This window comes from Deltaproteobacteria bacterium, assembly GCA_016874755.1.
In the GTDB taxonomy this organism is placed as follows: domain Bacteria; phylum Desulfobacterota; class Binatia; order UBA9968; family UBA9968; genus DP-20.
The window spans coordinates 22758-49284 of sequence record VGTH01000024.1 but is presented as its reverse complement, the minus strand read 5'-3'; the positions used below and the strand labels follow the sequence as shown (position 1 = coordinate 49284).

Below are 26527 nucleotides of genomic sequence, written 5' to 3'. Positions count from 1 at the left end.
TCGCTCTCGACATTTCAACTGCAAATCTCCTTCATCCGCGCGTCATGCTTCGCGCCCCAGACGCCGGCTTCTTTGTAAAACTTCACCGCCCCCGAATGGTACGGAATCGTGAAATTCGTAATCGCCTGCACGTCCTTGGTGAACTGCTTGAACAGCGGATGAATCGTTTGCAGCTCGGCGTGATTGTCCCACCAAGCTTTGAGCACCGCCATGGCCGTGCGCTCGTTGACCTTGGTGGAGGTGAGAATATGCAGCGGATAGCCGACGATGAAAGTCTCGCCGCGGATGCCGGTCATCGGCTCGGCTTTCACCACCGACGCGCCGAGACGCCCGAGGATTTTATTGTTAGCCTCGGTGTTTGGCATGCTCAGGAAGCGAATCGGCTCCTGGGCGTTGGCTTCTTCGTTCTGGCCGGTGCCCAGCGATGCGTAGGTGGCGTCCACTTTGCCTTCGGCGACGCCGCGGATGCCGTCATTGGAGGTCGTCACGCGCACCTGGGAAACATCCGAGCCTTTGATGCCGCCGGTCTCCAGCGCCGCGTTGAACAATGCCTGGACCACCGCGTGGCCGCCGAAATCCCACGCCAGCCGCTTGCCCTTCAAATCGCTCACCAGGCGAATATCCGATTTGTCGCGCACCATGATGCCGCCGGTGAACGGAAACACACCGCCGGTCAGGACGCGCAGGCTAGGGAAAGTACGCTTGTAGGTCCCCGTGCCGGTCATCGCCATATAGGAATCGAGAATGTTGATGATGCCGAACTCGATTTCGCCGCTTTCGAGCAGCGGCACAAACGTATTGGGGCCGGCATAGGGCTGCACCTTGGCGATGATGGGGGTTGCCTTACTCGCCACCGCGGCCAAGCCCGAGCCCAGGGAAAATGCCCCCGTGCCCGCCGGGCTGGTGCCGATGGCGACGCTGCGCGCCAAATCGTTACTGTTGTTGGTCACCGGACCGCAGTCGACTTTGGCGCCGGCGCCGGCCGCGAATATTAGTTGTGCGAGAAGCAGCAGCGGAGCAAAAATATTAGCGCGAGTTTTGCCGTGCATCACTCCAACACTCCTTTACTCCATCCCACTAGTTCTTCTAGCCGCAGATCTCTTTGGTCCGGGCGTCGTGCTTGGCGCTCCAAACACCGGCTTCTTTATAAAACTTCACCGCCCCCGGATGGTAAGGAATCGTGAAGTTGGTGATCGCCTGATTCTCCTTGTTCCACTGTTTGAACAGCGGATGGACTGTCTGCAATTCGCCGATATTATCCCACCATGCTTTGGTGATGGCCGTCACCGTGCGTTCGTTGACCTTGGACGAGCCGACGATATGGAGCGCGTAGCCGATGACATTGATATCGCCGCGGATGCCCGCCGCCGGAATCGCTTTCACTGCGGCACCGCCATAGCGGCCGAGTATCTTGTTCGCCGCCTCGACATTTTGAATGCCGAGAAAGCGAATCGGCTCTTGGGCGTTGGCTTCCTCATTCGTGCCGGTGCCGACGGCGGAAAAGGTCGCGTCGACGCGGCCGTCGACCAGCGCCCGGATGGCGTCATTGACCGTTGAAACCCGGAACTGGGTCACGTCTGTCGGTTTCAAGCCACCCACTTCCATGATCGCCTGCAGCCAGGTCTGCGTCACCGCATGGCCGCCGTAGTCCCAGCCCATGCGCTTGCCCTTGAGATCGGCCAATTGTTTGATGTCGGACTTATCGCGCACCATGATGCTGCCGGTGAACGGGAAGACGCCGCCGGCCACCACGCGCAGCATCGGATAGGCTTTCTTATAGTTGCCGGTGCCGCTGGCGGCCATCTGGGCGTCGAGGATGTTCAACACGCCGAACTCCAGCTCGCCGCTTTCCATCAGCGGCATCCAGGCGTTGGGGCCATTATAAGGTTGGACTTTGACCGTGACCCCGGTCACTTTGCTCGCCGTGGCGGCCAAACCTGAGGCGAGCGCGTGGGCGCCCGTGCCGGCCGGATTGGCGGCGATCGCGGCCGTGCGCGGCAAATCGTTGCCCGCCGCTGCTGGACCGCAATCGAGCTTGGCACTGGCGAAATGAACTGGAGCCAACAAGAAAAATGAAATCGTTATGACTGCAAGGGATCGTCTCGAGCCAATCTTTCTCATCATTCCAACACTCCTATAATCCTTTACGGCAATCTTCTATGCGCAAATCTCCTTGGTGCGGGCGTCATGTTTGGCGCCCCACACGCCGCTCTCGCGGTGAAACTTGATCGCGCCCGGATGATACGGAATCGTGAAGTTGGTGATCGCCTGGTTCTCTTTGGTCCATTGTTTGAATAGCGGATGAATCGTCTGCAGCTCGGCAAGATTGTCCCACCAGGCTTTGACCAGAGCGCCGACGAAGCGGTCGCTCAACTTGCTCGACCCGACGATGTGCAAAGCGTAACCGAGCACGGTGGTGTCGCCGCGCACGCCGGCCGACGGCGTCGCCTTGACCACCGAGCCGCCGTAGCGGCCGAGGATCTTATTGGAGTTGTCGTTATTGGGCACGTTGAGAAAGCGCACCGGCTCCATCGCATTCGCTTCTTCATTGGTGCCGGTACCGAGGGAGGCCCACGTGGCATCGACTTTTCCCTCGGGCACGGCGCGGATGCCGTCGTTGACGTTGGAGACGCGAATTTGCTGGACATCGCCCGGCTTGATGCCGCCGGTCTCCAAGACCGCATTCAGAAAGGTCTGCGAAATCATGTGGCCGCCGTAGTCCCACGCCATGCGTTTGCCCCTGAGGTCGCTGATCTGCTTGATATCCGACTTGTCGCGCACCATCACCGACGCGGTGAATGGGAAAACACCGCCGGCGATCACGCGCAGCATGGGATAGGCTTTTTTGTAATTGCCCGTGCCGGTTGCGGCCATTTGCGAGTCGAGAATGTTGAGCACGCCCAGCTCTAATTCACCGCTCTCCAGCAGCGGCATCCAGGCGTTGGGGCCGTTGTAGGGCTGAACTTTGAGATTGACGCCCGCGGCTTTGTTGGCCACCGAGGCGAGGCCGGCGCCAAGCGCGTGCGCCCCGGTGCCGGCGGGGTTGGTGGCGATTGCCGCTGTGCGCGGCATTTCGCCGCCGCTGCCGGCGGCGCTGCAATCGAGTTTTGCCGCTGCGTCGCGCAGCGCCATTCCCGGCATGAGCACGAAGCTCAGCGCCAGAAAAAATCGCCAGCCGATGGTCCAGAACGTCATCGCCACTCCTCCTAGGTAACCGGAATCGTGGCGCTATTTATCAACGTAGGGTGGGGGTTGTCAAGCGGAGCGCAGGCGAAAAGCCTGTTCAAACCGTCAGAGGGCGCGATCAAGCACGCCTCTGCAAATTCTGACTATTGCCTAATGCCACTTGCCTATTGCCTAGATTCGATAGAATCGTTTGGCATTCTCGCGCAGCACCGCCCGCTTGTCGTCATCGCTGATCGGCGCTTCGGCGACCTCTTCAATTTCGTGCAAAATATCCTCGGGGCCGATCTCGTGGGGGAAATCGCTGGCGAAAAGAAAATGCTGATTGCCGGCCCGTTGAATTTGATAGGGCAAACCTTCTTCGTTGCCTTCGCAGCCGATAAACACTTGGCCTTTTTTGATGTAATCGCTCGGCACATCTTCCATCGACGGGCCTTTGTACTTGCCCCGCAAGTTCAACTCAATATGGTAAGAGTGCGAACGATCCAAGCGATCCATCCAGAACGTCACCCAGCCGGCGCCGCCTTCGAGAAATCCCATGCGCAGCTTGGGGAATTGATTAAACACACCGTGATAGACCATGCCGGTGAAACCAATGATCAGCGACAACGGATGACCCAGCGCGTGAATTGGCACGAAGGTTTCGAACGTATCGAGCCCCATGCTGTGATGCGCGCCGCCATGCACGCCAAGGGCGCAGCCAAGCCGCTCCGCTTCCGCATAGATCGGCCAGTAAGTCTTGTGACCAAGATCGAAGGGCAGACCGCGCGACGGCAGCATGGCGCCAACAAAGCCCAACTCGGTAATCACACGGCGCAGCTCGACGACGGCCTCCTCAACGTCCTGCATCGGCAGTAGCGCCATGCCTTTCAAGCGCGGACTCGCCTTCAAATAACGCTCGTGCAGCCAGTTGTTGTAAGCGCGCGCCACGTAGCAGGCCCAATCGGGGTGGCTGATGTTACCGATGCGCAGCCCCTTGGTCGGATAGAGCACCGAGCATTCGAGATTGGCCATCTCGACGAAATCCATCCACTCCTTCGGCCCAACTTTCTTGCCGCCGCCGAAGGATTTCTTGTTGCGCGTCGAATGACCGCCGATGTGATGAAAGTCGAGCGAGGGAAACATCCGATCCCAGCTCAACTGATGATCCTTGGCGCGATAGGAAGCGTCGAGAAAATCGAACAACGACTCATCTTCGATCACATGGCCGTCGGCATCGATGATTTTGTAGTTCATAAAGCCTCACTACCCCACGAAGACACGAGAGCACGAAAGTAAGAAAAAAGGATTTTTCTAAATTCTTTTTCCCAACTTCGTGTCCTTCGTGCCTCCTTCGTGGTGAGCCATCTGCAACGCCATCCTCTAATTCCACACGGTGATGCCCATCAAGTTCTTGCCGGCTTCGAGATCATGAAACGCGTCATTGATCTCATCGTATTTGTAACGCCTGGACACCAATCCACCGACCTCGACGCGCTTGTCGCGCACCATGTTCAAAACTTCGACGACGTCGGTGGGCCGGCGCAGCGCCACTCCGGCGATCTTGATTTCTTGCATGGTGAAGCTGCCGTCGCTGATGGTGAACGGCACTTTGCCCAAACCGCCGATGATCGTCGCTGTGCCGCCAGGTCGCGTTGCCGCGACAATCTGATCGGAAGTTTTGACGTTGCCCAAAGCTTCAAAGGACTTGTTGACGCCGCCGTCGGTGAGATCGCGCACCGCTTGCACCGGATCCTGCTTCGATCCGTTGATTGTGTGTGTGGCGCCGAACTTCTTCGCCGCCTCGAGCTTATGATCGTAAAGATCGACGGCAATAATCGGATACGCGCCAAACGTCTTCAAGAATTGAATCGTGTTGAGTCCCACGCCGCCGCAGCCAATCACCAGCGCAGAATCGCCCGGTTTGATTTCGGCTGAGTTCTTCACCGCGTTGTAAGCCGTGGTCATGCGGCAGCCGACGATGCTCGCCTCATCGAGCGACAATCCCTCCGGCAACTTGAAAACCATGTAGCCCGGCAGCGCGAGATACTGCGAGAAGCCGCCGACGTTCCAGCGGTTTATGACTTGCCCGTCGGTTCTCTTCAACGACGCCGGCGCCGGCCGCGCCCGGCAGAGATTTTCTCGACCCGACATACAGTATTGGCAATGGCCGCAGCGATAGCGCGTGCCGACGATCACCGCGTCGCCGACTTTAAAAGCGCCTTTTTGACTGGCGCCGACCTCGGCGATGGTGCCCGACACCTCATGGCCGATGATTGCCGGCATCTTGCTCGGAATCCGTCCTTCGATAACTTTGTAATCGGTGTGACAAACGCCGCAGGCTTTGACTTTGATCAAGACTTCATCGGGACCGATGCCGGGCATCTCGAAATCCTCGATGCTCATCGGTTTGTTTAGTTCATGCAAGACAGCAGCTTTCATTGGCCATAGCCCCCCCCTCGTCGCAAGAATGCGCGATGGTACTACGGCAGGATGGTGGATTGTCAAACGATGAGTTGTGCCGAATGCGAAAGAGAATTCGCACCACGAAGGCACCAAGAGCACGAAGGCAAGAAAAGATTATTTTTCTACATTCTTTTTCCGAACTTCGTGTCCTTCGCGTCTTCGTGGTGAATATTTTCTTGGACGACTCTTACGAAATCGGCGGGCGCTGTTCGATCCACTTCCGCACCGCCTCAAACGGCTCGCCGCCGCTTTGTGTCGCTTGGCGCAGCGCGTCGACGGTGCGCACGAGGTCGCGCCCCTGTGATTCGTAGAGGGTTTCGAACAGCTGCAAGTCTTTCAAGTAGACGACGTAGTGCATCAGCACCGCGTTGTTGAGCGGCTGCTTGGGAAAACCGCGAAAGCGATGCCGCGGCCGGTCGGCGATGCGCCGCGCCCATTCGGCCTTGCTGCGCGTGAAGACCAACTCGCGCAGGCGCAGCTTGTCGCCGCGCCGGATATCGCTCTTGTACAAATCGCTCAGCGTGCGTGCGACCTCGGCGATGAATGCGCCGAACTCTTTTTCTTCCTCCCACCCCACCAACGCGCGCTGGTATTCCGCGCTGCTTTCGCCATGCTTTGTTTTGAAAAACTCGATGGCGGCGCGGTGGCCGACGAAATTGGCCGAGCTTTCGTTAAACGCGCCCTGGCCTTTCAAATAGAGCGTGTTGTGAAAGAGCTCATGGAAGACGACTTCAGCCAGCGCGGTTTTATCGAAGCGCAGCAAATGCGACAACAGCGGGTCGTCGAACCAACCGAGCGTGCTGAACGCCGCCGAAGTGCGCATGTTGGTATCGTAGCCCTCGGCTTCCAGCCGTGCGATCTCGCGCTGCGCCTCTTCCTTCGAAAAATATCCCTTGTAAGGCACATTGCCGATGATCAAGAACCACCATGTGTAGGGCCGCAACTCGGTCTTGGGCGCCCCCAACACGAGGTAGGTCAGATCGGGCCGATCGACATAGGACAAGCTCGAATAGCTGCCGCCGACGTTCATGCGCAGGAAATCGCGCGCGTAATCGCGCACGGCGAGCACAAGCTTTAGTTTCTCCTGTTTGTCGACGTCGACGTCTGGCTGCTCGATCAAGCGAGCGATCGGCTCGCGGCGCCAGAGGATTTTGCCTTCCTCGTAGGCGGCGCGCATGACGTAGAGCGGCGAACACCCCGACAGCGTGGCTGCAAGAAATACTGTGACAAGTGCTAGGGCGAGGACTTTACTGCGAACTAAGCGAAGCCGGCGAAATTTGGCCATGAGGTGAGTGCGATCGAACGCGAATCTATCCCAGAATCTTGGGCGCGTCATGCGTCAGGCTCTTGAGCTCTTCTCGTTCATACTGCAACTGATAGAGGCGATGGTAAATCCCCTGCTGCTCCATCAGCTCGGCGTGGGAGCCGATCTCGCGCACTTCACCGTGGTGCAGGACAATGATCCGATCGGCGGTGCGGATGGTCGACAGGCGGTGCGCGATCACCAAACAGGTGCGGTTGCGCATGATCTTTTCCAAGGCATCCTGAATCAAGGCCTCCGTCTCAGTGTCGACGCTCGAGGTCGCTTCATCAAGCACTAAGATATCGGGCTGGAACATCAGCACCCGGGCCAGCGAAAGCAGCTGTTTCTGGCCGCCGGAAAAATTGCTGCCGCGCTCGCGCACCGGCGCCTCGTAGCCGGCCGACAAGCGCTGCACGAAGCCGTCGGCATTGGCGGCGCGCGCCGCTTCCACCACGCGGTCGAGCGGAATCGTGTTGTCGCCCAGGCGCAGATTGCTGGCGACGTCGCCGGAAAACAAGAAGACGTCTTGCAGAACCACGCCGATATGCTGGCGCAGCGCCGGCAAATCCCACTCGCGCACATCGACGCCGCTCACCTTGATCGAGCCTTTTTGAATATCGTAGAGGCGATTAAGCAATTTAATCGTCGTCGTCTTGCCGGACCCTGTGGCCCCTACGACTGCGACCCGCTCTCCCGGGGCAATCTTGAACGACACGCCTTTCAACACCGGATCGTTGTCTTTGTACTGAAACCAAACGTTGTCGAACTCCACTTCGCCGCGGAAAGTCTTGGGCACGACGGGCTGTTTGGGGCTCGCAATGGCGACCGGCGTATCAAGCAACTGAAAAATCCGTTCCGCCGACGACATCGCCGATTGCATGACCGCGTATTTCTGGCTGAAGTCGCGCAGCGGAATAAAAAACCGGTGAATATATTCTTTGAACGCCACCAGCGTGCCGATGCCGATCACAGCGTGTAGGACTTCGCCGCCGCCCCACCACAGCAGCAGCGCCACACTGACGGCGCCGGCGGCTTCGACCATCGAATAGAGCGCCGCTTCGTAGAAGTTCGACAGGTGGTAGGCATCGCGGTGCGAGGCGTTCAGATCGTCGAACTCTTGGAAGGTTTTCGACTCGCGGGCAAAAAGCTGGATCACCGCCATGCCCGAGATCGCTTCGCCCAAATAAGCATTGACGCGCGCGATGCGCTCGCGAATCTGCCGATAGTTTTGCCGCGCTTTGACGCGGAAAAAATTGATCGCCAGTGCCATCGGCGGAATCAGCGCCAGCGAAATCAACGCCAGGCCCGGGTGCATGTAGAACATGATGCCGACGATCCACACGACCATGATGAAGTCCGACAACAGCGTCATGACGCCGGAGGAAAACATCTCCTGCAAAACATCGACGTCGGTGGTCATGCGCGTTACCAGCCGGCCCACCGGATTGCGGTCGAAGTAGGCCATCGGCAATTTCTGCACATGGGAGAAAATCGCCACGCGCATGTCGGAGAGACACTTCTGCGCCACCTCCATGGTCAAATAAAAATGGAAGAAGGCCGTGACGGTTTCGCCGATGAGCGCGCCGAAAAACAGCAAGCCGACATTTTGCAAGCCCCAGAGATCTCGCTGCGCAATGTACTCGTCGATGGCGACCTTCATCAGATAGGGCTGCGCCAATCCAAACGCTTGCTGCAGCGGCAGGAGCAACATGGCAAGCCAGAAAAGCTTCTTGTAGGGCACCATGAACGCCCACAGGCGCCGAATGAGCTGAAAGTCATAGGCCTTACCGAGAGCCTCTTCCTGGTTGTGTGCCTGGGCCATCTAGATGCTTTCCAGTTCTTCGCTCAAGCGCTGCTGTTCGTAGATGTCGGCGTAAATACCGCGGCGGTCGACCAACTGCTGGTGATTGCCGCGCTCGACGATCTTGCCGTCGTCGAGAACCAGGATTTCATCGGCTTCTTTGACCGCGGAAGTTCGGTGCGAAATGATCAGGCAGGTCTTTTCTTTGAGAATCGAGCGAATGCCGGCCAAGATTTCCGCTTCGGTTTGCGCATCGACGCTCGACAGACAATCGTCGAGCACCAACACCGGCGGATCCATCAAGAGCGCCCGCGCTAGCGTCGCCCGCTGCTTCTGCCCACCCGACAACGTCACGCCGCGCTCGCCGACGACGGTATCGGCGCCGTTGGGGAAAATTTCCAAGTCGCGATCGAGCCGCGCCAGGCGAATCGCCCGGGCGATCTCTTCGTCGCTGACGTCGTCGCGGCCAAAGGTGAGATTGCGTCGAATTGAGGTCGAAAACAGAAACGGATCCTGCGGCACGTAGCCCATCGTCTGGCGCAGCTGGCGCAAGGACAAGTTGCGAGTATCCTGCCCATCCCACAGCACCGCCCCGGCGCCGACGTCGAACAAGCGCGGCAGGAGCTGCGCCACCGTGCTTTTGCCCGAGCCGATGCGCCCCACCAGTGCCACCGAGCGCCCCACTGGCAGCGTAAAATTGATACCCTCCAGCGCCGCATGGCCGTTGGCTTGGCCGCCGTAGGAAAACGCCACGTCGCGAAATTCGACGCCGGCTTTGAGCCCCGGCACCGGCAGGGCTTTAGGCGAATCTTTGATGTCAGGCTCGACCTTGAGCACCTCTTCGAGCCGCTGCATGGCGGCGCGGCCCCGTTCGATCAACGAAAACATCCAGCCGAAGGCGGCGGTGGGCCACGCCAGAACATTGAGATAGGCGACGAACGCCACCACGTCGGCAACCAACAAGTCGCCGCGCACGACGCGGATGCCGCCGTACCAGATCACGATCAAAACCGTCAAAGCATTGAAGCCCTGCATCACCGGCTGAACGATGCCGCGCATGCGCGCCGCTTCCATGCTCTTTTCTTGGTAAACTTCGTTGAACTCGGCAAACTGACGGGTTTGATACTCTTCCTGGCTGTGCGCCTTGACCACGTGCATGCCGCTTAGATTTTCTTGCACGTGGCTGCTCAAGGTCGCCATCTGCGCCTGCACTTCCTGGGACGCTTTCATCATGCGGCCGCGAAAACGGCAAGCAAAAAACATCAACAGCGGGAACGGCGCCACCGCCGCCAGCGTCATGCGGACGTCCATCGAGAACATCAACGCCAAAGCATAGACATAATAGAGCGGCGCGTTGACCGCGTTGAGAACCCCGGGACCCAACATGACGCGCACGGCCGAAATGTCGTTGATAACCCGCGACATTAGGTCGCCGGTGCGGCGTGCGTGATAATAGGACAGCGGCAGCTTTTGCAGATGGGCGAAGAGATCGTTGCGCAGGTCGTATTCAACGTTGCGGCCGGCGTTAAAGATCAGCGCGCGCGAGTAGGTCCGAACGATGCCCTGGGCGATGGCCGCGGCGCCGATGATCGCCGCGTAATAGGTGACATCGCGCAGCGACCCGCCATGTTCGAGGATGCTCACCGCCTGGCGAATCCACCACGGAATCCACATCACCAGTGTGGTCGTGGCAAGCAGACACAACCCGCCCAAAAAATAACGGCGCCGATAGCGCCACAGATAAACCTTCAGCCGCCCCATGTAATCATTAAAGATAGCCCAGGGGGTCTGGGTTCGCAACAAAGGGAAGATTCACCACAGCAGCGCAGAGGGCGCCGAGTGGCCTAGCGGCAACCGGATCGGAGATTTAACCGCAAAACTCGCCGCCCAAAACCTCGATGTAGAACCGCTTCGACTCTTCGAGATCGCGCCAGGGCAAACTGGTGTGATGCAAATAAGCACAGTGTGGGCGCTGCGTCATGGTTTGACTCTTCCTCTACGGCTTTTTGCTCGGATCATATTCCAAGGTTTGATGCTCTCCCCTCACAGGTATTTTGTCGGCCGCCGAATCGTGCGCCACATGTGCGCGACCGGACTGTTGTCGAAACCCAAGCCTTCTTTTGGCTGCTTGAAGTGCCGGCCGACGAGGTCAGCGAAGGGTTCCCAGCTCACCACCGCGTTGGGGTCGAACGAATAAATATCGTGGACGGTGATCATCCGCGCGGTCATGTACCATTTGTGATTGCGGGCGCGCTGGTAGGCTTCTTTGATGTAGTCGTCGGGCTCGTAGTCGCGCCCTAAACTTCTGACGTACGCTTCGGGATAGGCGTAGCCGACCGAATCGTCGGCAAAGAAGCGCAACGCCTGGTGTGCGCGCACGGCCCAGCTCACTTCTTCGTCGACGTAGGGCTCGATCAACTGCGCGCCCCAGTAGCCGTGGTCGCTCTTGATGAAGATCGCGTTGGCGATGTCGTGCAGCAAGCAGGCGAGAATCGTTTTCTCCGGCATGGAGGCCTTGAGCGCGTGGGTCGCGCTTTGCAGCATATGATTGATGCCCTTGGCGCGGTAGTCGAAATAATCGAGTAGCGTCGGCTTGGCTGGCATCTTCGGCAGCCGTGGATCGTCGCCCATAAGAAAATACTTGCCCTGCCTAGCGGTCTCGTCAGCGCCGACGGCGCCGAGCTTGCCGTCCGCCATGTTAAACAGCGCTGATTTCGACAGCACCTTGTCGAGATCATCGCTCATCTTGCGCTCAAGGGCCTCGGCCCGCTCGTCCAACGACATAGTTTTGGCCATGGTTTTTCCCTCCCGTTTTAGCTTTTGTCCGGACTCTACTCCCGCGCCAATACCTGCGCAACAAAAATTTGAACCACCAAATCGCTCAGACCAACCGGAGTCGTTGGGTTACGCTGCGCTAACCCAACCGACAAATTGAACTCACGCCTCGCGTCGGCCGTTTTCACTTACCGCTTTCTGCCTTTCACAATTCTCTTTCTTGACATTCCCGCCCCCCTCCCGCACAAAGTAGGGATGACACAATCTTCGGTAGTTCGGCGCGACGATGTGCGCAACATCGCCATCATCGCCCATGTCGACCATGGCAAAACGACTTTGGTCGACGCATTACTGCACCAAAGCGGGATTTTTCGTGCCAATGAGCATGTCGCCGAGCGGGTGATGGACTCCATGGACTTGGAGCGTGAGCGCGGCATCACCATCATGGCGAAGAACACGACGATCCACTACGGCAATGTGAAGATCAATATCGTCGACACGCCCGGCCACGCCGATTTTGGCGGCGAGGTCGAGCGCACGCTCGCCATGGTCGACGGCGTCATGCTTTTGGTCGATGCTTCCGAGGGGCCGTTGCCGCAGACCCGCTTCGTGCTCAAGAAAGCACTGGAAGCCAAGCTGCCGCCGATTATCTGCATCAATAAAATCGACCGCGCCGACGCGCGCGTGACGCAAGTACTGGACGAAATCTACGATCTGTTCATCGATCTCGACGCCACCGAAGATCAACTAGATTTTCCCGTCGTCTACACCAACGCGCGCGCCGGCACGGCAACGCGAGATCTAAAAGTCGCCGGTGAAAACCTCAAACCGATGTTCGACCTGATCGTCGAAACTCTGCCGGGTCCGATCATCGACCCGAATATGTCGACGCAGTTTCAGGCCAACAATCTCGACTACAACGACTACGTCGGCCGGCTCGCGGTCGGTCGCTTGAAAAACGGCAAACTGGCGGTGGGCAACTATACCCTTTGCCGCGTCGATGGCAGCCAGCAACTCGTCAAAGTCACGCAAGTCTACGGTTGGCAAGGCCTGAAGCGGGTCGAAGTTCCGAGCGCCGACGCCGGTGACATCGTCGCCATCGCCGGCATCGAAGACGTCGGCATCGGCGACACGATTAGCGACAAGGAAAATCCCAAGCCACTGCCGGCCCTGCGCATCGACGAGCCGACCATCGCGATGATCTTCAGCGCCAACAACTCGCCGTGGTCCGGCCGCGAGGGGCAGTTCGTCACCTCGCGCAAACTGCGCGAGCGGCTCTATTTCGAGCAAAAGAAAAACGTCAGCCTGCGCATCGCCGACACCGAGCAGCCCGATGCTTTCCAAGTCACCGGCCGCGGCGAATTCGCGTTGGCGATCATCATCGAAACCATGCGCCGCGAGGGCTACGAGCTGATGGTTTCGAAACCAACCGTCGTGACTCGAGAGATCAACGGCGCGCTCAATGAACCCATCGAGCTGCTCGTCATCGACATCCCGGAAGATTTTATCGGCGTGGTCTCGCAGCTCCTAGCGATGCGCAAAGGCAAGATGACGAAAATGATTCACGCCGGCTCGAGCCGGGTGCGTTTAGAATTCTCAGTACCGTCGCGCGGCCTGATCGGCTTTCGCTCGCGCTTTTTGACCGACACCCGCGGCACCGGCATCATGAACGCGCTCTTCGACGGCTGGGCGCCCTGGCATGGGACAATTCAGGCGCGCAGCAACGGCGCCATGGTGTCAGACCGCGAAGGCACCGCTACTCCCTATGCTGTGTTTCATCTGCAGGAGCGCGGCGTGATTTTCATTCCGCCCGGTGCGCGGGTCTACGAAGGCATGGTCGTCGGCGAATACTCGCGCGACGTCGATTTAAACGTCAATATCGTGCGCGAGAAAAAGCTCACCAACATCCGCGCCGCCGGCCGCGACGAGAACATCATCATCACACCGCACCGGGAAATGGGTTTGGAAGAGGGACTCGATTGGATTGCCGACGACGAGCTAGTCGAAGTCACACCGGAGTCGATTCGCCTACGAAAGAAGATTCTCAAACAGCAAGAGCGGCCGCGCCGCCGCCAAGAGGCAGAATAGCCGAAATCTGCGCCGATTTCTTTTTTGCGTTTTTTGCGTTCTTGGCGGTGAAACAATCCGGTTCCGAGATCCCTTGCGGCTAGACTTACTTTCTGCCGCACAAATCGGTCTTTACGAACATCACGTAAACATCTTTGTCCGGCACGCGCACTTCGACCGACGGGCGCTTGCCCAACCAGTGCTCTTTCACCTCAGCTTTTAGACCTTTGGCCTTCAGCTTGTCGGCCATCTGGTAGGGACTCTTCACTTCGCCGAGATCGGGGAATTTCTTCTTGAGCACATCTAAGGAAGTGCATTCGCCCTCTCGGCCCGCCAGCGACCAACTCACGTTGGCGTCTTTGGCAGCTGGCCGCCCCGGGGTAGCGGCCTGAACCGATGACGAAACGGCCAAGGCACCTAACAAAGCCGCCCTCAGGAAGAAATCCTTTTTCCCGATGATGAGTTGCATGACTAGACTCCCGCAGATATTTTTTCGGTAAGCATTACTCTTGACGGTCATCCCAGCATGAAATTCATCCGGCGGAGAGCATGCAAACGAGGCAATATCGCCTGATGGTCTTTGATCCTTAGATTTGCTTGGACTCATCTCAAGAACCGGTTGAGCAATGAGGGACGCTTCTGCAGACGCCGGGTTAGCGCCTTTGACGTCACTCGATACTTAAATGCCTTGTAGCCATCGATCAACAGCACCGGCACCTGGTCGCCGTAGCGCTCGCGCAGGTCGTCGGAGCCGTCGACGTCGATTTCATCCAGAGAGAAATCACAGTGCGCGGCAGCATCGCGGATCGCCGCCTTCATCTCATCGCACAAACAGCAATCCCGGCGCGTGTACAGCGTGAGCCGCACCGTCATTGCGGTGGCTCGCGAGGCGCCACTTCGGCAGGATCCTTTTTCTCACCGCCCGGCAGAGTCAACATGCTTTTAGGAATACGCAAAATGCCCAGAACCCATTCCGATAGCGTGCTCAGCGGCGCCGGCGTAATCGTCGGATTGTCCATGGAGCCTTTGATGTTGAAATTCGCCACCAAGAATGAATTTTTGATGGCGGCGATACCGGTACCGATGAGCGGAATCTGATTTAAGCCGGTATCGATGCCGGCAAAAGGCCGCACGGCGATGGTAAATTCCATCTCATCTTTGGGCGAATCGATTTTGCCCGCCCCCGTCATGCGCAAATCGTCGCTGTCAACGATCAGATTGTTCGTCGTGTACACACCGCGATTGACTTTGAAGTCGGCAGTGATGCTGCGGAAGTTGATGCCGCGCTTGTCGAAGTCCGGCACCTGAAACGTAAACCAGCGCGACAGATCCAACAGGTTGAGAATCTGCACGAGGACACGCATGCGGCGAATAGTGCCGTCCTCGACGCGCAAGTGAAACGCGCCGGAGAGGTTCTTGAGCCGTTCGGCGCCATCTTTACCGACCGATTCCAGCCGGCCGGCGATGTTGACGCGGCCGGTCATCTCGGCTCGGCCGCCCTCGAACCAGGACAACAGGTTGCGCACCGGCACGCTCTGCATTTTCGGTTCGACGCTGAACTCGACCACGTCCGGCTTGTCATGAATCACCGCAGTCCCCTGCAGTGTGCCGCCGCCGGCGTTGAGCGCCAGCCGCGATAGTTTCCAGACCCTATGGTCGATCACGACGTCGGTCTTGAGATCGGTAAACTCGAACGACTTGTAGCGGCCGCGCGCCAGGCTAATCTTGCCCACCGCCTCGAGATTGGCGTAGAACTCAGCGGCTTCATGGTCGATCTGCGTCATCAAATATTGCAGATCGAGATTGGCCGAGGCGAAGTCGAAAAACAGCGGCGTTTTTTGGCCAAAGCGCCAGCGCCCATTGACGCTGGCAGGCGCGCCCACGAGCAAGCCCTGAATGTTCTGAAAATCGATGCCGCCGTCGTCGAACTTGATGGTGCCGTTCAACTCACGCAGCGGCTGCAGCAATGGCTGCAAGTGGAGCTGCACGCCGGCGAGCTCCAGATTGCCGGTGAACTTGCGCCCTTCACGATTGGCCAACGGTCCCTGGTAGCGCACCCAGCCGCGCACCATGCCGGGGTCGGACAAGCTGGCTTTCGGTTGAAAGAGTGTGGTGACGACGCCGGCCTTCATTTCGTTCGAGTCGACGCGCAGGTCGAACACGCCGTTCTCCGCGGCGTAATTGCGCGCGCTAAAGCGAATCTGCGCCGGCGAACCGTTGAGCACCGCCCGCGCTTTCTCAGCGCGGATTTCTTGCGGCGTGAAAACCAGCTCGCCTTTGACATCCGCCAACGCATAGCGATCGAAATGCAGACGCGCACCATCGAGAATGAGTTTTCCCTCTGCCACCGGAGGCGCCGGCGTGGTGCGCTGCAGGGCGATCTCGAACTTGGCGCGGCCGGCAGCCTCGCGCAGCTGCTGGCTGAGTTTGGCGAGCTGTACCGGCGCGCCGTCTTGCTTCAACTGCTCGCGCAGCTCGGCCAGGTCCAATTCTCCCTGGCTGCGCACATCGAGATGACTCTGCCCCTGGGCTAAAACCCGGTAGGTGCCATCGAGATCATCAAGGCGAGTCTGGCCATAGCTGCCGCGAAGGTTCTTTAGCGAAAACAGCCCCTTGTCAAAGGTCACGTTCCCCTGCACACCCCGCATGGGCAAAGAATTGGCGCCGAACCGGCCGGCAAATTTGCGCAGCTCCACTTCGAGGCTGAGCCGGTCGCGCAGGCCGTCGAAACTAAGCTGCTTTAGCTCGCCGAGATTGGCCGCCAAGCCCAAGCGCTTGATCTCGATCTCGCCTTCTTGGAGCGACGTCATGAGTTGATCGAGCTGCGGCGAGGCAAGCCCTTTTGCCGGCAGATATTTTTTGAAAACCGCCACGGATAGGGACGGCGCCAGTGCGCTCAATTGAATTTGCGCCTGCTGGTTGGGCATCTTTCGCAACACGCCGCGGGCGTTGAGCTTGAGATCGCTAGTGTTGAGATCGAAGCGCGCCACGTCCAGCAAGTGCGGCGGCTGCCAGTCTAGCTGCACGGTTAACTCGCCCTTGCCCGGGTTTAGCGGCGCCGAAAACAGCGCCGGCGCCTCGACGGCAAGGCCGGCGAATTTGATATCGCCCTTCAACTGCAGCTTTTGCTGCACTTGACCCTCCACGACCAGCTGTGCATCGAAGTTGCCGTTGAGCGATTTGGCGGCGATGCGACCGCTGGAAAGCGCTTGGATCAGCGCCGCCGGCGCGTCGTTTACCTGTGCCGTCGCCTTCAATCGCATCTTCGCGAATTCCAGTTTCTCACTGGGAAACATCATCGTGCCAGCGGCCTGCACTCTGGCCCGTTGGCGCTCGCGCTCAACGGCAGTTTTCAAATCGAACTCGAGCACCCCTTGATCCGAATCGATCTGCTGGCGCACGAGCTTTTGGAGAAATTCGCGCAGCGCTTGGCCGCGCAATCGCTTAAGATCGAGGTCGAGGTGACGCAGCTGGGTCTGGACCGGATCTTTTTCGAGATAGTGGTCCTCGAAGTCGACCGCCCCAGCGCTGATCCGAATGGCGCGCAGGTCAACGCTAAATTGCCCATGATCTTGTTGCAGAAAGGGCAAATTGGCCAAGCGGTCCAACAAAGGAAATTTGCCGTCCCGGTCGCGCACCAGGCGCACAACCGGAGCGCTCAGGCGGACCTCGTTGACAATGAAACGGCGCCGCAGCAACGGCAAGAGCGCCACCCGCGCCGTAACATGCTGCGCCGTCAGCGCGTTGCTTCCGCCCTCGGGCTCGGCAAAAGCAACGTTGCGAAAGCCAACGCCAATGATGCGGCCAACTTCCAAACTGCCGTCGCCGAGTTGAACTTTGAATTGGGTCTGCTGCTCGATTTCGTGCACCAAAAAAGCGCGAAAATCGCCGGACTGGATCAGATGATAAAACGCCAGCACTCCGGCCCCTAGTAGCAGGAAGCCGCCGAAGCAGAGGAAAGCGAGAATCTTGCCGGCGCGTTTCATGGATCTCAGAAAAAGAGCTGCTGATGCACGACTCTTTTGCGGGTATGCTAAAGGAAGTGGCCCGGTGGTGCAACTAAAGTGAATTGGGCAGTCGAGCAATCCTCAAACTGAGTGGCGCCGTCGAGGCCGATTGAGCGCGCAATTTGTCTTGACACCCCAAATCGAACTTGTTAGATAAAAAAAACTTTTTGCCTAAGCGACCGCTGGATGATATCTTCCGAGGGGGATGCATGTTAAAAAGAGACGAGGAGCTGTTAAACAGCCGACAAGTCGCGATGATTCTCGACTTGAGCCCCGACACAGTCAATGAATTCGCTCGGAAGAACATTCTGCCCGCCTTCAAGAAGGGCAAGCAGTGGCGATTTCGCAAACGCGACATCTCCGTCTTCTACAAGAAACAGAACAAAGATATTCGCGATGCGTAGACGAGCTTGTTGAGCTTGGGTGAGGTTGATGGCTGAGATTGAAGCACACGAAAGCAAGCTCTACGCAGAACTTGCCCCACTCTACGACAAGGTTTTCGGCAAAATCTTTTACTCACGCCTGCAGCGCGTGATTGAGGACATTGACATCCCCGCCGGCGCGAAAGTGCTCGAAGTTGGCGCCGGCACCGGCACTTCTTTTCCCGCATATCCAAGCCATTGTGAAATTACCGGCATCGATCTGGCGCCGGACATGTTGGCCCGTGCCAAGCAAAAAATCGTCGAGAACGAGTGGCGGCATATCAATGTCCGGGTCATGAACGCGTTGGAACTGGACTTCCCGGATAACACTTTCGATTACGTCATGGCATTTCATGTCGTTACCGTCGTGCCGGACCCAGTGCGCATGGTCGCCGAAGCCAAGCGAGTGTGTAAGCCGGGCGGGCGCATCGTCATCGTCAACCACTTCACCAGCGAGTTTCCCCTCGTCGGCTCGCTCACCCAAGCGTTGGATCCGCTGACGCGCTGGCTCGGCTGGCGCACCGATTTAAAGCTCAAGCCATTTATCGAAACCGCCCACCTTAAAGTCGACAAGGCCTACAAGCTGTCGAAGACCTCTCTCTACACCGTTGTGCTCGGCCGCAACGACCGCAACGGCTTTCGCGCCGTGCGCGAGCGGGCCTGATTCCGCACCGCTCTGATACCGATACCCTTTGCCGTTAGTCGAAGCGGTTTGAGGAGTTTTTCAGCAGCCTACTGATAAAGAAAAGAGTTCGCCGCGAACCGGCGAACCGGAATGAATGAGTTACCTGGTCAGCGAGATTAGCGCGGCAGATCTTTAGCGCTTTCTTTCTTACCGTCTTTCCCGGTTTCTTCTTCGTCGCCACTCACGCCCTTCTTGAAATCGCGGATCGCTTTACCCAGGCCGCTACCGATCTGCGGCAGCTTGCTGGGGCCAAAGATTACCAGGGCGATCCCCAAGATCACCAACAGCTCCGGCACACCCAATCCAAACATAAAGCCTCCTAACCTTTCCGTTTCAAAGCAAAGAATACAGCGTTATCCCCCCGCTGCACAAGCAACAGGAGACGATCGCCGCGCCGCCCTTGGCGCACGGCCCGATCGAAGTCACTGACGTTGTTGACAGGCCGTTGGTTTACTTCGCGGATGATATCGGCCGGCTCCAGCCCCACTTGGTCGGCGGGACTGCCGGGTTGCACTTCCATGACCAGCACGCCTTTGCTCGAGCTCAGTCCCAGCCGGCGCGCGGCTTCGGGAGTAATGCGCTGCACGCGCACGCCGATCTCTGCATCGCGGCTTTCGAGTCTTTGGCTGTCGCTTTCTTCCGGCAGCTCGGCAATCTTGGCGGTAACCGTCTGCTCTCTCTTTTCATGAATGATCTTTAGCGTGACTCGCTGGCCTGGCGCGGTGTCGGCGATGACCGTGGGAAAGTCATGGCTCTTGGGGACGGTCCTGCCGTTGAACTCGACGATCACATCGCCGGTTTTAATTCCGGCTTCCGCGGCGGGGCTGTTGTCGGCCACTTCGGTGACCATCGCCATATCGCCGCCCGGGCGGCCAAGCCCAAGCGACTGGGCTAGCTGCGGCGAGACGTCGTTGACGCGGATGCCGAGCCAACCGCGCACCACTTTGCCGTTCTTGCGCAACTGATCGGCCACCTTCTTGGCAAGATCAATGGGAATGGCGAAACCGATGCCGATGTTGCCGCCGCTCTGGCTAAAGATCGCGCTGTTGACGCCAACCACTTCGCCCAGGCCGTTGATCAACGGTCCGCCGCTGTTTCCCGGATTGATCGAGGCATCGGTCTGAATGAAATTGTCGTAGGGGCCGGCGCCAATGACACGCCCCTTGGCGCTGACGACGCCGGCGGTCACGGTGTGCTCCAAACCGAACGGGTTGCCGATCGCCATCACCCAATCGCCGACATCCAATTGATTGGAACTGCCGAGCCGCGCCACCGGCAGTTCGATTCCAGGTTTGCGAATCTTGATCAGCGCCAGATCGGTGCGATCGTCTTTGCCGATCAAGCGCGCCTCATATTCGCTGCCGTCGGAAAGCTTGACCTTGATCATGTCAGCGCTGCGCACCACGTGATAGTTGGTCAGCACTTCACCGTCCTTGCTAATCAAAATACCCGAGCCCAAACTGCGCTGACTGTTTTCCCGCGGCTGCGTGTCGCCGAAAAAACGGTTGAAAAATTCTTCTAATGGATCGTTACCGCTGCGATTGGTCTTCTGCGTGGTCGTTGAAATGTTGACGACCACCGGCGTGGTCCTTTTGGCGATTGCGGCAAAAGAAGGCGGCCGACCTTCGAGCGCCACGGCACTAGCCGCGGCGGCAGCGCCGGCCCGGCCGACGCAACCCAGCCACACCGACAGGAGTCCGATCACAAACAGTGCGTTAGCCATTTTGCTTTGCATAAATTCGAACGTATGCCGCGACGGCTCGCCCAAGTGATCGCTACCATAGCAAATTCCCGCGCGCCGTTTAAGGGCGCTTTTATCGACAGTTTTATTTGCAAACCGGCGCGCCGATGGTATGAAGTACGAACCTTCGCGATCGTCATGAAACAACCGGCCATCGATCAAAGTACCTTGCGCGACCTGTTGCGCACGGCCAGCCCCGACCGCGTGCTGCGCTTCATCGGCCAGCGCCACCCCGCCGACATCGCGCTGCTCTTTAGGGAGCTGCAAGCCCCGGAGGTCCGCCAGCTGTTCGATATTCTGCTCTCGGCGCGGCGTGCCGCCAAAACGCTCAAGGAGCTGCCCCCCGAGCTGCTCCCCGATATTCTCGCGCTGATCGACGACGACAAACTCGGCCGGCTGATCGAACGCGCCGAGCCCGACGATGCCATCGCCTTCATCGATGGTCTCGCCGAGGAACGGCGTGAACGCGTCATTGGCCTGCTCGCGCCCGAACAGCGCGCCGAAGTGCGCGAGCTGATCAGCTATCCGGAGGGCACCGTGGGCCGCATCATGAATACCGATTTCATGACGCTTTCACCTGGCACCACGGCCCAGGGCGCCATCGACACGATCCGCCGGCGCGGCGAGCTTGAGACTTTTTTTTATCTCTATGTGGTGGACGATGACGAGAAGCTCGTCGGCGTTGTGCCCCTGCGCAATCTAGTGGTGGCGCCGCCCCAGCGGCTGCTCAAAGATATGATGATCGCCGATCCCATCCGCGCCCACGTCATGATGGATCAAGAAGAAGCCGCCCGCCTGGTCTCAAAGTATGAGCTGCTCGCCCTGCCGATTGTCGATGAGTCGGGGCGCCTGGAAGGCATCATCACCGTCGACGACGTCATCGACATCATTCACGAGGAAGCCACCGAAGATATGTACAAGATGGCCGGTCTCGCCGAAGAGGACCGCGTCTTCACGCCGGTGTCGCGTTCGGTGCGGATGCGTCTGCCGTGGACGCTGATCAACCTGCTCACCGCCAGTTTGGCGGCTTCCGTCGTCGGCCTCTTCGAGCACACGTTGCACGAGATCGTCGCGCTGGTGACCTTTATGCCGGTGGTGGCCGGCGTTGGCGGCAACGGCGCCACTCAGACAGCGACCGTGGTGATTCGCGCCATCGCACTGGGCGAGCTGGAGTTTTCCTCAGCTTGGAAAGCGATTGGCAAGCAGATCGCGGTGAACATCTCGATTGCCCTGGCAGCTGGCGCACTGGTCGCCCTTTTGGCTATCCTCTGGAAAGGCAACCCGTACCTGGGACTGGTGCTGGCCTGCGCCCTGGTATTCAATCTGGGCCTGATGGCTGGCTTATCCGGCGCGGTGATTCCGCTGCTCTTAAAAGCGCTGCGCGTCGATCCGGCCTTAGGTTCCGGCATTATCGTCACCGGCCTCACCGATGCCTTCGGTTTTTTTTCTTTCCTCGGGCTGGCGACGCTGTTTCGCAGCTACCTGATTTGATCCGGCACAGCGCTTGGGCGCGGGCTTTTGTGCAGCAAAAACACCAGGCCGCCGATCAAGCTATTGGCGACGACGACGAAGAACAACAGGAGGCCAAAGACTATCCCCTTCTCCGTGCCTAAGCCGATGACGGCAAACATAAAAATATATCCCCCCTCGCGCAGCCCCAGGCCATTGAGACTAATCGGTATCGCCGAAAAGGTGCCCACCAGCGGGTAAAGAATAAAGCAGTACGACAGCGGAATATCGATGCTTAGCGCGTTACCCAAGATCCAGTGGACCCAGGCCTGGATCAGGTGAACTATGACCGAAATCGCCACGGCGTTGGGCAGAGCGCGGCCATGGGCGCGGTAGCTACGCAACGCCACCCGTAGCTTGACCGCCAGCGGGTGGCCATCCTCCGGCAGCAACCGGCGCAGCAGCGGCACCATCACGCCTGCCAAGATAAATCCTGCCGCCAAAGCGAACGTTATGAGCTTTACCGTGGTTGGCACCTGGTATTCGGGAAAGAGCAGCAGTCCAGTGGCGCCCACCCAAACGAGCACGGCCATACCGACGATGCGATCGACCAATACCGACACCGTGCCCCGCACCGTGGGTCCGCCGGGGATCGTTTCGTCTTGCTTCATGCCGCTCTGCGCCAGGTAGTAAACTCGGCTGACATCGCCGCCCACCGTGCCCGGCGCAAAAAGATTGAAGAACATGCCGATCAGATAGAACACCAGATAACGACCGAACGGCTGTTCAAAACCGAGCGGCCGCGCCAGTACCTGCCAGCGCGCCGCGCTGACCGCTTGGGTAGCGAGATAGACAACCATAGCGAGCGCGATATAGGAAAAATCCGCCGCCAACAGGGTCGAGAAAAACCGCTCAGGATGGGTGCGCGTGAAAAAGAACGCGAGCAGGCCGCCGCTGACCAGGATCTTCAGCAATAGAATGAGCGCTGGTTTCGCTTTTTTCATTCGTGCAGCGGGGGTTGGACAAGCGTCAACTGCCCATCTTGAGGCGCGCCGGAGACAATGACTCGGCGGCCGGCGACGCGCAGGCGATCTTCGGCATAGAGTTGGATGGCGCGCGGAAAGATGCGGTGTTCCTGTTTAAGAATACGCGCCGACAAACTCGCTTCTGTGTCGTCGGCGAAAACCGGCACCACGGCTTGGATGATTATCGGTCCCTCGTCACACTCTTCGTTGACGAAATGCACCGTGCAGCCGGAAAAGCGCACGCCGTGGTCGAGCGCTCTTTGCTGCACGTGCAGACCGGGAAAAGCCGGCAGCAGCGCCGGGTGAATGTTCATAATGCGATTGGAATAAGCTTTGACAAACAGCGGCGACAACAGCCGCATGAAGCCGGCCAATACCACCAGTTCCACGCCCCGCGCTCGGAGCGTATCAACGACCGCCCGGTCGAAGGCCTCGCGGCTGGAAAACTTTTTGTGATCGATGAATTGCGTGTCGATACCATGATTCTGCGCCCGCACCAGGCCATAGGCATCCGCTTTGTTGCTCAGCACCACGGCGATTTTGGCGTCGAGGTTTTTTGCCTCGATGGCATCGATGATCGCTTGCAGGTTGGTGCCGCTGCCAGAGATCAATACCCCGATGGGAACTTGCCTGGCCATTTGCTAGGCGCGAATGATCGCGCTCCGCGGTCCGTTGCGAATCGCACCTATGACAACTGCGCGCTCGCCGATTTCTCGCGAAATGCGCAGCGCAAGATCGGCCGATTTTTTCGCAACCACGAGAATCATGCCGATGCCATTGTTAAACGTCGCATCCATCTCGGCCTGCGCCACGCCACCCAGCTTCTGGATCAAACCAAAGATCGGCGGCACGCGCCAACTGGCGCGCTCGATTACCGCCTGTTTCCCCTGGGGCAAGACGCGCGGCAGATTGCCGGTGATGCCGCCGCCGGTGATATGCGCCGCGCCTTTGATGACGCCCCTGTCAAAGAGCCGACGCATAGCTTGCGCATAGATGCGGGTGGGCTCGAGCATTTCTTGGGCCAAATCGCGACCTAGCTCAGGAATTCTTTGTTTGAGCTTCAACCGACCTCTATCAAGGAGCACTTTGCGTGCCAGCGAATAACCATTGCTGTGCAAGCCCGTGGACGGCAAGCCGATCAAGACATCGCCCGCAGAAATCGCTTTGGGACGGATGATTTTTTTCTTTTCCAACACGCCGACGACAAAGCCGGCGAGATCGTATTCACCCTTGGGAAAATCACCGGGGTGCTCGGCGGTTTCGCCACCGATCAGAGCGCAGTCGACTTGTTGACAGCCGGCAGCGATGCCGCGCACCACCGCTGCGGCGATTTTCACATCGAGCGAGCCGCAAACAAAGTAGTCGAGGAAAAACAGCGGCCGCGCCCCTTGGGTTAAGAGATCGTTGACGCTCATCGCCACCAGATCGATACCCACGGTGTCGTGAATGCCGGTCATGAAAGCGATTTTCAGCTTGGTGCCGACACCGTCGGTCGATGAGACTAGAACCGGCTGGCGGTAGCCGAGGCGGCTGAGATCGAACAGCGCGCTGAAGCCGCCGACGCCGGCGAGCACGCCAGGAATCGCAGTTTTTTTGGCGAGCGGGCCGATGCGTTGAACCAATTCGTCGCCGGCTTCGATGCTGACGCCGGCTTGAGCGTAGGTAAGTCCTTTAGCCATACAGAATTGCGTGCGAGAAATTCGCTTCGGCAGGTGCACCGAAGTGGCGGTATTGTAACCCAGGATAAATCGAATTTCACATAGTTGAGCCCGCCACCGCGCCCGGAGCGCCGCTCGCCGCCGCCAGCAGCCCGCGGATTTTTAGCGTGTATTCGCCGAACCTGGGCGTGCTCATCATCTCCATGGTGCGCGGCCGCGGCAGCTCGATGCCGATGGTCTCGAGCAAACGGCCGGGACGGGCCGACATGACAAAGACCAGATCCGAAAGAAAGACCGCTTCTTGGATGCTGTGCGTCACGAACAGCACGGTCTTTTTGCGCTCTTCCCAAATCCGCAGGAGCTCCATATCGAGCTCGTCGCGGGTCATGGCGTCGAGGGCGCCGAAGGGCTCGTCCATCAGCAGTAATTGCGGATCGGTCACCAGCGCGCGGCACAGCGACGCGCGCTGCTGCATGCCGCCGGAGAGCTCATGGGGATACATTTCCTCGAAGCCGGCGAGGCCGACGAGTTTGATCAGCGCGCGCGCCGTATCGGCGTATTTGCCGACGTCCAGCTTGGCGAACTCGACGGGTAGCAACACGTTGCCGAGCACGGTGCGCCACTTGAGCAGAACCGGCGCCTGGAAGACCATGCCGACGTTTTCCAGCGGCTCTGCAACTTGCTGACCAGCCACCGAAACCGAGCCCGACGATGCCGGCATCAGCCCGGAGATGATTTTCAACAACGTGCTCTTGCCGCAGCCGCTGGGCCCGACGATGGAAACGAAATTTCCCGGATTGATGTCGCAGGAAACCCGGTCCAGAGCCGTCACGGTGCGCGCGCCGGTGTTAAAAATCCGCGAGACTTGTTCGACAGCAATCAGCGGCGGCACGTCGTTAACTCTCAGCCCGCCCTAACGCTTGATGAACTGATTGGTGTAGACTTCTTTGGCCGCCACCTTGCGGCCCACTTCGAAATATTCGTTCACAACCTTGACGGTCTTCTCCATGATTTCAGGGCGCATATAACCCATGCCGATGTTGGCGGATTCCGGCGGCAGGTAGACCTCCGTCAGAGCGTTTTTCAACTGCTGCGTGGTCAAGGCCGGCTCTAATTCGGGCTTGTGCTTGAGCAAGATTTTCATCGCCTCTTCCTGATTGTCGCGCGAGTAGCGCAGCCCTTCCAAAGTAGCCTCGACGTAGGCGCGCACGAACTGTGGCCGTTTTTGGATATCCTCGTCTTTCACAATCAGGCTGGTGCCGTAGATGTCGAGGCCGGTGTCCTTCATGAACACCCGCGACAGCTTGACGCCAACCTTGGACGCTGCCAGCTCGGCAACTTCGTCGTTGGAGGCGCGAAACATGATGATAAAGTCGGCCTTCTTGGTCGCCAGCGCTGCCGGCTGAATCGGCGCGGCGGTTTCTTGAATCTTGATCGATTTGAAATCGATTTTGTTGATTTTGGCGTAGGCCGGCATCAAGTACCACTGCGCTTGGCCTGGGCTGATCGCCAGGGACTTGCCGGCGAGGTCTTTAATGCTCTTGATCGCCCCCTCGTCGCGCCAGAGAATGGTCGCGCCGACATAGCCGAACTGCGCCGCTGCCGCCACCGGCGTGCCGCGCGATTTGGCGACGATCATCGTCGCGATATCGGCAAAGCCGAAATCAGCGCCCCCCGAGCCGATGGTGCGCACCGTGTCGGCCGAGCCAGTGCTCGCCTGGATCGTCGCTGCGATGCCGCGCTTGGCATAAAAGCCCTTTTCTAAAGCGACGTACCACGGTGCGTGCTTACCGCCAATGATAAAATCCATGCGAATATTCGCCGGCGTCAGCTCGGCAGCATGGACCAATGTCTGGCTCGCGCAAAACCCAACGAACACAGTCAACAAAACTTTCTCAAGTCGGAGAATCACTTCGTTCCTCCTAGTCTGAAATCTTTCCAACTCGCGCCTCACTCCTCAAGCCTA

Annotated in this window: 23 protein-coding genes; 4 read left to right on the top strand and 19 right to left on the bottom strand. The window is 58.7% G+C overall.

The genetic code is table 11. The features are described 5' to 3' along the window. Positions 1-14: 14 nt before the first annotated feature. From FJ145_15485 to FJ145_15445, 9 genes are all read right to left on the bottom strand, one after another. Positions 15-1049: a TAXI family TRAP transporter solute-binding subunit gene (locus tag FJ145_15485; protein MBM4262818.1), complete on the bottom strand. Its 1035-nt coding sequence runs from the start codon at positions 1047-1049 to the stop codon at positions 15-17. Positions 1050-1086: 37 nt separating this feature from the next. After that, positions 1087-2124, bottom strand: coding sequence for a TAXI family TRAP transporter solute-binding subunit (locus FJ145_15480; protein MBM4262817.1), 1038 nt, complete (start codon positions 2122-2124; stop codon positions 1087-1089). A gap of 33 nt (positions 2125-2157) precedes the next feature. Then, the gene (locus FJ145_15475) at positions 2158-3195 is read right to left on the bottom strand and encodes a TAXI family TRAP transporter solute-binding subunit (protein MBM4262816.1); all 1038 of its coding nucleotides are present in this window, start codon (positions 3193-3195) and stop codon (positions 2158-2160) included. Between the two features lie 162 nt (positions 3196-3357). Then, complete coding sequence (locus FJ145_15470; GenBank protein MBM4262815.1) at positions 3358-4419, bottom strand: amidohydrolase; 1062 nt, start codon at positions 4417-4419, stop codon at positions 3358-3360. Positions 4420-4545: 126 nt separating this feature from the next. After that, complete coding sequence (locus tag FJ145_15465; protein MBM4262814.1) at positions 4546-5604, bottom strand: zinc-binding dehydrogenase; 1059 nt, start codon at positions 5602-5604, stop codon at positions 4546-4548. A gap of 211 nt (positions 5605-5815) precedes the next feature. Continuing rightward, positions 5816-6964, bottom strand: coding sequence for a hypothetical protein (locus FJ145_15460; protein ID MBM4262813.1), 1149 nt, complete (start codon positions 6962-6964; stop codon positions 5816-5818). Next, entirely contained in the window at positions 6939-8753 is a 1815-nt protein-coding gene (locus FJ145_15455) for an ABC transporter ATP-binding protein (GenBank protein MBM4262812.1), read from the bottom strand. Before FJ145_15455 ends, FJ145_15460 begins: the two co-directional genes overlap by 26 nt. After that, entirely contained in the window at positions 8754-10535 is a 1782-nt protein-coding gene (locus tag FJ145_15450) for an ABC transporter ATP-binding protein (protein ID MBM4262811.1), read from the bottom strand. It lies immediately after the preceding gene. Positions 10536-10775: 240 nt separating this feature from the next. Further along, positions 10776-11516, bottom strand: coding sequence for an HD domain-containing protein (locus FJ145_15445; protein MBM4262810.1), 741 nt, complete (start codon positions 11514-11516; stop codon positions 10776-10778). Positions 11517-11762: 246 nt separating this feature from the next. On the opposite strand from FJ145_15445, the gene typA reads away from it, so the two are divergent. Further along, on the top strand, positions 11763-13595 hold the full coding sequence (typA, locus tag FJ145_15440; protein ID MBM4262809.1) for a translational GTPase TypA: 1833 nt from the start codon (positions 11763-11765) through the stop codon (positions 13593-13595). Between the two features lie 85 nt (positions 13596-13680). Here the strand turns inward: typA and FJ145_15435 are convergent, their stop codons facing one another. From FJ145_15435 to FJ145_15425, 3 genes are all read right to left on the bottom strand, one after another. Continuing rightward, entirely contained in the window at positions 13681-14043 is a 363-nt protein-coding gene (locus tag FJ145_15435) for a hypothetical protein (protein ID MBM4262808.1), read from the bottom strand. A gap of 134 nt (positions 14044-14177) precedes the next feature. After that, positions 14178-14447: a glutaredoxin family protein gene (locus tag FJ145_15430; protein ID MBM4262807.1), complete on the bottom strand. Its 270-nt coding sequence runs from the start codon at positions 14445-14447 to the stop codon at positions 14178-14180. Then, a complete protein-coding gene (locus FJ145_15425; GenBank protein MBM4262806.1) occupies positions 14444-17560 on the bottom strand; it encodes an AsmA family protein in 3117 nt (1038 codons plus the stop codon). Before FJ145_15425 ends, FJ145_15430 begins: the two co-directional genes overlap by 4 nt. A gap of 230 nt (positions 17561-17790) precedes the next feature. Here FJ145_15425 and FJ145_15420 point away from each other — a divergent pair, with 230 nt between their 5' ends. Then, positions 17791-17985 (top strand): helix-turn-helix domain-containing protein, encoded by a 195-nt coding sequence (locus tag FJ145_15420; protein MBM4262805.1) that lies wholly within the window; start codon positions 17791-17793, stop codon positions 17983-17985. Positions 17986-18013: 28 nt separating this feature from the next. Next, entirely contained in the window at positions 18014-18667 is a 654-nt protein-coding gene (locus FJ145_15415) for a methyltransferase domain-containing protein (protein ID MBM4262804.1), read from the top strand. Positions 18668-18804: 137 nt separating this feature from the next. Here the strand turns inward: FJ145_15415 and FJ145_15410 are convergent, their stop codons facing one another. Together FJ145_15410 and FJ145_15405 are read right to left on the bottom strand one after the other, a co-directional pair. Further along, complete coding sequence (locus FJ145_15410; protein ID MBM4262803.1) at positions 18805-18999, bottom strand: twin-arginine translocase TatA/TatE family subunit; 195 nt, start codon at positions 18997-18999, stop codon at positions 18805-18807. Positions 19000-19007: 8 nt separating this feature from the next. Then, positions 19008-20423 (bottom strand): DegQ family serine endoprotease, encoded by a 1416-nt coding sequence (locus FJ145_15405; protein ID MBM4262802.1) that lies wholly within the window; start codon positions 20421-20423, stop codon positions 19008-19010. 12 nt (positions 20424-20435) lie between these two features. On the opposite strand from FJ145_15405, the gene mgtE reads away from it, so the two are divergent. Then, positions 20436-21920, top strand: coding sequence for a magnesium transporter (gene mgtE / locus FJ145_15400; protein ID MBM4262801.1), 1485 nt, complete (start codon positions 20436-20438; stop codon positions 21918-21920). Here the strand turns inward: mgtE and FJ145_15395 are convergent. The 5 genes from FJ145_15395 to FJ145_15375 form a co-directional block, all read right to left on the bottom strand. After that, complete coding sequence (locus FJ145_15395) at positions 21908-22882, bottom strand: flippase-like domain-containing protein (GenBank protein ID MBM4262800.1); 975 nt, start codon at positions 22880-22882, stop codon at positions 21908-21910. The two genes, mgtE and FJ145_15395, sit on opposite strands and share 13 nt — an antisense overlap. Continuing rightward, positions 22879-23541 carry a phosphoribosylglycinamide formyltransferase gene (locus FJ145_15390; GenBank protein ID MBM4262799.1) on the bottom strand — a complete coding sequence of 221 codons (663 nt, stop codon included), beginning with the start codon at positions 23539-23541 and terminating at the stop codon, positions 22879-22881. The genes FJ145_15395 and FJ145_15390 overlap by 4 nt, the downstream gene beginning before the upstream one ends. Positions 23542-23544: 3 nt before the next feature. Beyond that, positions 23545-24582: a phosphoribosylformylglycinamidine cyclo-ligase gene (locus tag FJ145_15385; protein ID MBM4262798.1), complete on the bottom strand. Its 1038-nt coding sequence runs from the start codon at positions 24580-24582 to the stop codon at positions 23545-23547. A gap of 76 nt (positions 24583-24658) precedes the next feature. Further along, positions 24659-25453: an ABC transporter ATP-binding protein gene (locus FJ145_15380; protein MBM4262797.1), complete on the bottom strand. Its 795-nt coding sequence runs from the start codon at positions 25451-25453 to the stop codon at positions 24659-24661. 21 nt (positions 25454-25474) lie between these two features. Then, positions 25475-26473: an ABC transporter substrate-binding protein gene (locus FJ145_15375; GenBank protein MBM4262796.1), complete on the bottom strand. Its 999-nt coding sequence runs from the start codon at positions 26471-26473 to the stop codon at positions 25475-25477. Positions 26474-26527: the final 54 nt, after the last annotated feature.